The following is a 6,245-nucleotide window of genomic DNA, read 5'->3' on the forward strand; positions in this document are numbered from 1 at the left end:
AACAAGATGTGCCGACGTGGTGAAATTGGTAGACACGCTATCTTGAGGGGGTAGTGGCGAAAGCTGTGCGAGTTCGAGTCTCGCCGTCGGCACCAAGAAGTTTTTCGGCAAGGCCTTCATCCGGCGCCTTGCCGGGCGCCCTGGTAAAACAGGGGACAAACTGGGCGCGCTAGGTTCTGCTTTTCTGGTTCTTGCCAGAGGGCGAGAGCGGCGCGCTTTTTTGTTGCCGGATGAGACTTTTGATGACTGCTGGGAACCCGCCGACCATGGACCTGCAACCGTATTTGCCCGTCATCCTTTTCATTCTGGTCGGAGTCGGCGTCGGCGTTGCGCCGCAGCTGCTCGGCTTCCTGCTCGGGCCCAACCGCCCGGACGCGGAGAAAAACTCGCCCTACGAGTGCGGCTTCGAGGCCTTCGAAGACGCCCGCATGAAGTTCGACGTGCGCTACTACCTGGTGGCCATCCTCTTCATCCTGTTTGACCTGGAAATTGCCTTCCTGTTCCCGTGGGCGGTGTCGCTGCGCGACATCGGCGCGTCAGGCTTCTGGGCCATGATGGTCTTCCTGACCATCCTGGTCGTGGGCTTTGCCTACGAATGGAAAAAAGGCGCCCTCGATTGGGAATGAGGGGCACCACCCCTGGCCAGTTTTTTGGGGCAGGGCGCGTGGCGCCGCTGACCTCGCTGCGAGAGGCACACAAGCATGGGTATTGAAGGCGTTTTCAAAGAGGGCTTTGTCACCACCTCGGTGGACACCCTCGTCAACTGGTCCAAGACCGGTTCCTTGTGGCCGATGACCTTTGGTCTGGCCTGCTGCGCCGTGGAAATGATGCACGCCGGTGCGGCGCGCTACGACATCGACCGCTTCGGCATGCTGTTCCGGCCCAGCCCGCGGCAGTCCGACCTGATGATCGTCGCCGGCACGCTGTGCAACAAGATGGCACCGGCGCTGCGCAAGGTCTATGACCAGATGGCCGAGCCGCGCTGGGTGCTCTCGATGGGTTCCTGCGCCAACGGCGGCGGCTACTACCACTACAGCTACTCGGTCGTGCGCGGCTGCGATCGCATCGTGCCGGTCGACGTCTACGTGCCGGGCTGCCCGCCCACGGCCGAGGCACTGCTCTACGGCATCCTGCAACTGCAGGCCAAGATCCGCCGCGAAAACACCATCGCCCGCTGAAGTCAGCAGGCAAGGCATCCCATGACGCAGAAACTCGATACCCTGCAAGCGGCGCTCGAATCGGTGCTGGGCGGGCGCATTGCGCGCCTCCAGCGCGAGCGCGGCGAGCTGACCCTCACCGTCAAGGCGGCAGACTACGCCGACGTGGCCACCACGCTGCGCGACCATCCGCAACTGAAGTTCGAACAACTGATCGACCTGTGCGGCCTGGACATGTCCTCGTACAAGGACCTGCCTTGGGACGGCCTGCGCTACTGCACCGTCTCGCACCTGCTGTCGGTCACGCTGAACTGGCGCCTGCGCCTGAAGGTTTACGCGCCTGACGACGACGTGCCGGTGGTGGCTTCGCTGACGCCGATCTGGAGCTCGGCGAACTGGTTCGAGCGCGAGTCCTTCGACATGTACGGGATCATCTACGAAGGTCACAACGACTTGCGTCGCATCCTGACCGACTATGGCTTCATCGGCCACCCGATGCGCAAGGACTTCCCGGTGTCGGGCCATGTCGAGATGCGCTACGACGCCGAGAGCCGCCGCGTGATCTACCAGCCGGTCACGATCGAGCCACGCGAAATCACGCCCCGCGTGATCCGTGAAGACAACTACGGCGGCCTGCACTGAGTCCGGGAACGTCATGGCAGAAATCAAGAACTACACCCTGAACTTCGGTCCGCAGCATCCATCCGCCCACGGCGTGTTGCGCCTGGTGCTGGAGCTGGACGGCGAAGTCATCCAGCGCGCCGACCCGCACATCGGCCTGCTGCACCGTGCCACCGAGAAGCTGGCCGAGACCAAGACCTTCATCCAGTCCTTGCCCTACATGGACCGGCTGGACTACGTCTCGATGATGTGCAACGAGCACTCGTATTGCCTGGCGATCGAGAAGCTGATGGGCATTGATGTGCCGATCCGTGCGCAGTACATCCGCGTGATGTTCGACGAGATCACGCGGCTGCTGAACCACCTGATGTGGCTGGGCGCGCACGGCATGGACTGCGGTGCGATGAACATGCTGATCTACTGCTTCCGCGAGCGGGAAGATCTGTTCGACATGTACGAGGCCGTCTCCGGTGCGCGCATGCACGCGGCCTACTACCGGCCGGGTGGCGTCTACCGCGACCTGCCGGACAGCATGCCGCAGTACAAGGTCAGCAAGATCAAGAACGAGCGTGCCATCAAGGCGCTGAACGAGAACCGCCAAGGCTCGTTGCTCGACTTCATCGACGACTTCTGCAAGCGTTTCCCGAAGAACGTCGATGACTACGAAACCCTGCTGACCGACAACCGGATCTGGAAGCAGCGCACGGTCGGCATCGGCATCGTCACGCCCGAGCGCGCGATGAACCTCGGCTTCTCCGGCCCGATGCTGCGGGGTTCGGGCATCGCCTGGGACTTGCGCAAGAAGCAGCCGTACGACGCCTACGCCAAGATGGATTTCGACATCCCCGTTGGCGTCAACGGCGACACCTACGACCGCTACCTGGTGCGCGTGGCCGAGATGCGCCAGTCCAACCGCATCATCCAGCAGTGCGTGGAATGGCTGCGCAAGAACCCTGGCCCTGTCATCACCGACAACCACAAGGTCGCGCCGCCTTCGCGCCTGGACATGAAGTCCAGCATGGAAGAGTTGATCCACCACTTCAAGCTCTTTACCGAAGGCTTCCACGTGCCCGAAGGCGAGGCGTATGCCGCTGTCGAGCACCCGAAGGGCGAGTTCGGCATCTACCTGGTGAGTGACGGCGCGAACAAGCCCTACCGCCTGAAGATTCGCGCGCCCGGCTTCCCGCACCTGGCGGCACTGGACGAAATGGCCCGTGGCCACATGATTGCCGACGCCGTTGCGGTGATCGGCACCATGGACATCGTGTTTGGCGAGATCGATCGATGATGACTGACACCGTCACCCACCAGGCGTCTGCGGCTTCGCTGAGCGAAGCGACGCAGGCGCGATTCGCGCGTGAAGTCGCGAAGTACCCGAAGGAACAGGCGCAGTCGGCCGTGATGGCCTGCCTGTCCATCGTGCAGCAGGAGCAGGGCTGGGTTTCGACCGAGGCCGAGGCGGCGATCGCTGTCTACCTGGGCATGCCTGCGATGGCGGTGCACGAGGTCACGACCTTCTACAACATGTACAACCAGCAGCCGGTGGGGAAGTTCAAGCTGAACGTCTGCACCAACCTGCCGTGCCAGCTGCGCAACGGCCAGGGCGCGCTGGAGCATCTGTGCAAGTCGCTGAACGTCGAGGACGGTGGCACCACTGCCGACGGCCTGTTCACCGTGGCCAAGTGCGAATGCCTGGGCGCCTGCGCCGACGCGCCGGTGATGCTGGTCAACGACCGGCAGATGCTGAGCTACATGAGCAACGACAAGCTCGACGAAATGGTCGCGATGATGCGCACCGAAGCTGGAAAGGCGGCCTGAACCATGGCACTCGATCTTTCCCGTTTCCAGACCACCGGCAGTGCGACCTGCTTCCATGACCGCCACATTGGCGCCCAGATCTATGCCGGCCTGAACGGCAGCAACTGGGGCCTGGCGGACTACCAGGCACGCGGCGGCTACCAGGCCTTGCGCAAGATCCTTGGCGTGGACGGCGGCGAGCCGATGACCCAGGACCAGGTGATCGCCGAGGTCAAGGGTTCCGGCCTGCGCGGCCGTGGCGGCGCGGGTTTCCCGACCGGCCTGAAGTGGAGCTTCATGCCGCGCGCGTTCCCGGGCCAGAAGTACCTGGTCTGCAACTCGGACGAAGGCGAGCCGGGGACCTGCAAGGACCGCGACATCCTGATGTACAACCCCCACATCGTCATCGAAGGCATGGCGATTGCTGCCTACGCGATGGGCATCTCGGTGGGCTACAACTACATCCACGGCGAGATCTTCGAGGTCTACGACCGCTTCGAAGCCGCGCTGGAAGAAGCTCGCGCCGCTGGCCTGCTGGGCGACAACATCCTGGGCAGCAAGCACAGCTTCCAGCTGCATGCTTTCCACGGCTTTGGTGCCTACATCTGCGGCGAGGAAACTGCGCTGCTGGAGTCGCTGGAAGGCAAGAAGGGCCAGCCGCGCTTCAAGCCGCCGTTCCCGGCCAGCTTCGGTCTGTACGGCAAGCCGACCACGATCAACAACACCGAGACTTTCGCAGCGGTGCCCTGGATCATCCGCAATGGCGGCCAGGCCTACCTCGAATGCGGCAAGCCGAACAACGGCGGCACCAAGATCTACTCGATGGTCGGCGACGTCGAACGTCCCGGCAACTACGAGATCCCCATGGGCACGCCGTTCTCCAAGCTGCTGGAGCTTGCCGGTGGCGTCAAGGGCGGCAAGAAGCTGAAGGCCGTGATTCCCGGTGGGTCGTCGGCCCCGGTGCTGCCGGCTCACATCATGATGGAGTGCACGATGGACTATGACTCCATCGCCAAGGCCGGCTCGATGCTGGGCTCGGGGGCAGTCATCGTGATGGACGAGACCCGCTGCATGGTCAAGAGCCTGGAGCGCCTGGCCTACTTCTACGCCCACGAGTCTTGCGGCCAGTGCACGCCGTGCCGCGAAGGCACCGGTTGGCTGCACCGCCTGGTCCACCGCGTGGAACATGGCGAGGGCAGGGCCGATGACCTGGCGCTGCTGGACAACGTGGCCGAGAACATCATGGGCCGCACCATCTGCGCGCTCGGCGATGCGGCTGCCATGCCGGTGCGCGGCATGCTCAAGCACTTCCGGGACGAATTCGTCCACCACGTCGACCACAAGACCTGCACGGTCCCGTCCTACGTCTGACCGGGGCAAACCCAACATGCTCGAAATCGAACTCGACGGCAAGAAGGTCTCGGTGCCGGAAGGCAGCATGGTGATGCATGCAGCCGACGCTGCCGGCACCTACATCCCGCACTTCTGCTACCACAAGAAACTGTCCATCGCGGCCAACTGCCGCATGTGCCTGGTGGACGTGGAGAAGGCGCCCAAGCCGATGCCGGCCTGCGCCACGCCAGTCACGCAAGGCATGATTGTCCGCACCAAGAGCGACAAGGCCCTGAAGGCCCAGCGCTCGGTGATGGAGTTCCTGCTGATCAACCATCCGCTGGACTGCCCCATCTGCGACCAGGGCGGCGAATGCCAGCTGCAGGACCTGGCCGTCGGCTACGGCGGTTCTTCCTCGCGCTACGAGGAAGAGAAGCGCGTCGTCTTCCCGAAGGACGTCGGCCCGCTGATCTCGATGGCCGAGATGAGCCGCTGCATCCACTGCACTCGCTGCGTGCGCTTCGGCCAGGAAATGGCCGGCGTGATGGAGCTGGGCATGCAGCATCGCGGCGAGCATTCGGAAATCACGACCTTCGTCGGCCAGACGATCGACTCCGAGCTGTCGGGCAACATGATCGACATCTGCCCGGTCGGCGCGCTGACCAGCAAGCCTTTCCGCTACAGCGCCCGGACCTGGGAACTGTCGCGCCGCAAGAGCGTCAGCCCACATGACTCCACCGGTGCCAACCTGATCGTCCAGGTCAAGAACCACCAGGTGCTGCGCATCGTGCCGCTGGAGAACGACGACGTCAACGAATGCTGGATCGCCGACCGCGACCGCTTCAGCTACGAGGCTGTCAACAGCCCGTCGCGCCTGACCACGCCGATGATCAAGCAAGGCGGCGAGTGGGTCAGCGTCGACTGGAATACCGCGCTGGGTTACGTCGCCGACGGCCTGAAGCGCGTGAAGGGTGAGTTCGGCGTGTCCGGCATCGGCGCGCTCGGCTCGGCCCACAGCACCGTCGAAGAGCTGCATCTGCTGGCCAAGCTGGTCCGCGGCCTGGGCAGCGACAACATCGACCACCGCCTGCGCCATGCCGACTTCACGGCAGGCGAGGGCACGCGCTGGCTCGGTGCCTCGATTGCCTCACTGTCCTCGCTGGACCGCGTGCTGGTCGTCGGCTCCTTCCTGCGCAAGGACCATCCGCTGTTCGCGCAGCGCATCCGCCAGGCCGCGCGCCGCGGCGCGCAGGTGTTCAGCCTGAATGCCGCGCAGGACGACTGGGCGCTGACGCTGACCGGCCGCCTGGCCGCCGCGCCTGATGCCTGGGCCCAGTC

General features: G+C 64.1%; 7 protein-coding genes and 1 tRNA gene. All 8 read left to right on the top strand.

Annotation, left to right across the window (positions count from 1 at the left end; genetic code table 11):
- Nucleotides 1-10 precede the first annotated feature (10 nt).
- Nucleotides 11-95, top strand: a tRNA-Leu gene (locus FKP22_RS02065).
- A 171-nt stretch (nt 96-266) separates the two neighbouring features.
- Entirely contained in the window at nt 267-626 is a 360-nt protein-coding gene (locus tag FKP22_RS02070; RefSeq protein WP_141284717.1) for an NADH-quinone oxidoreductase subunit A, read from the top strand.
- 75 nt (nt 627-701) lie between these two features.
- Entirely contained in the window at nt 702-1,178 is a 477-nt protein-coding gene (locus tag FKP22_RS02075) for a NuoB/complex I 20 kDa subunit family protein (protein WP_141284697.1), read from the top strand.
- A 21-nt stretch (nt 1,179-1,199) separates the two neighbouring features.
- Complete coding sequence (locus FKP22_RS02080; RefSeq protein WP_141284699.1) at nt 1,200-1,799, top strand: NADH-quinone oxidoreductase subunit C; 600 nt, start codon at nt 1,200-1,202, stop codon at nt 1,797-1,799.
- 13 nt (nt 1,800-1,812) lie between these two features.
- Nucleotides 1,813-3,066, top strand: coding sequence for an NADH-quinone oxidoreductase subunit D (locus tag FKP22_RS02085; RefSeq protein WP_141284701.1), 1,254 nt, complete (start codon nt 1,813-1,815; stop codon nt 3,064-3,066).
- Nucleotides 3,063-3,596, top strand: coding sequence for an NADH-quinone oxidoreductase subunit NuoE family protein (locus tag FKP22_RS02090; protein WP_375140553.1), 534 nt, complete (start codon nt 3,063-3,065; stop codon nt 3,594-3,596). The genes FKP22_RS02085 and FKP22_RS02090 overlap by 4 nt, the downstream gene beginning before the upstream one ends.
- Before the next feature lie 3 nt (nt 3,597-3,599).
- Nucleotides 3,600-4,946 carry an NADH-quinone oxidoreductase subunit NuoF gene (gene nuoF / locus FKP22_RS02095; protein ID WP_141284704.1) on the top strand — a complete coding sequence of 449 codons (1,347 nt, stop codon included), beginning with the start codon at nt 3,600-3,602 and terminating at the stop codon, nt 4,944-4,946.
- Between the two features lie 16 nt (nt 4,947-4,962).
- Nucleotides 4,963-6,245, top strand: a 1,283-nt coding sequence (nuoG, locus tag FKP22_RS02100; RefSeq protein WP_141284706.1) for an NADH-quinone oxidoreductase subunit NuoG, incomplete at its 3' end; no start/stop codon positions are given.

The organism is Ideonella azotifigens (genome assembly GCF_006519715.1).
In the GTDB taxonomy this organism is placed as follows: Bacteria; Pseudomonadota; Gammaproteobacteria; order Burkholderiales; family Burkholderiaceae_C; genus Ideonella; species Ideonella azotifigens.

Coding starts and splice junctions, on each gene's coding strand:
- nuoF (WP_141284704.1), top strand. CDS start 3,600: ATGGCACTCGATCTTTCCCGTTTCCAGACCACCGGCAGTGCGACCTGC.
- FKP22_RS02085 (WP_141284701.1), top strand. CDS start 1,813: ATGGCAGAAATCAAGAACTACACCCTGAACTTCGGTCCGCAGCATCCA.
- FKP22_RS02075 (WP_141284697.1), top strand. CDS start 702: ATGGGTATTGAAGGCGTTTTCAAAGAGGGCTTTGTCACCACCTCGGTG.
- FKP22_RS02070 (WP_141284717.1), top strand. CDS start 267: ATGGACCTGCAACCGTATTTGCCCGTCATCCTTTTCATTCTGGTCGGA.
- FKP22_RS02090 (WP_375140553.1), top strand. CDS start 3,063: ATGATGACTGACACCGTCACCCACCAGGCGTCTGCGGCTTCGCTGAGC.
- FKP22_RS02080 (WP_141284699.1), top strand. CDS start 1,200: ATGACGCAGAAACTCGATACCCTGCAAGCGGCGCTCGAATCGGTGCTG.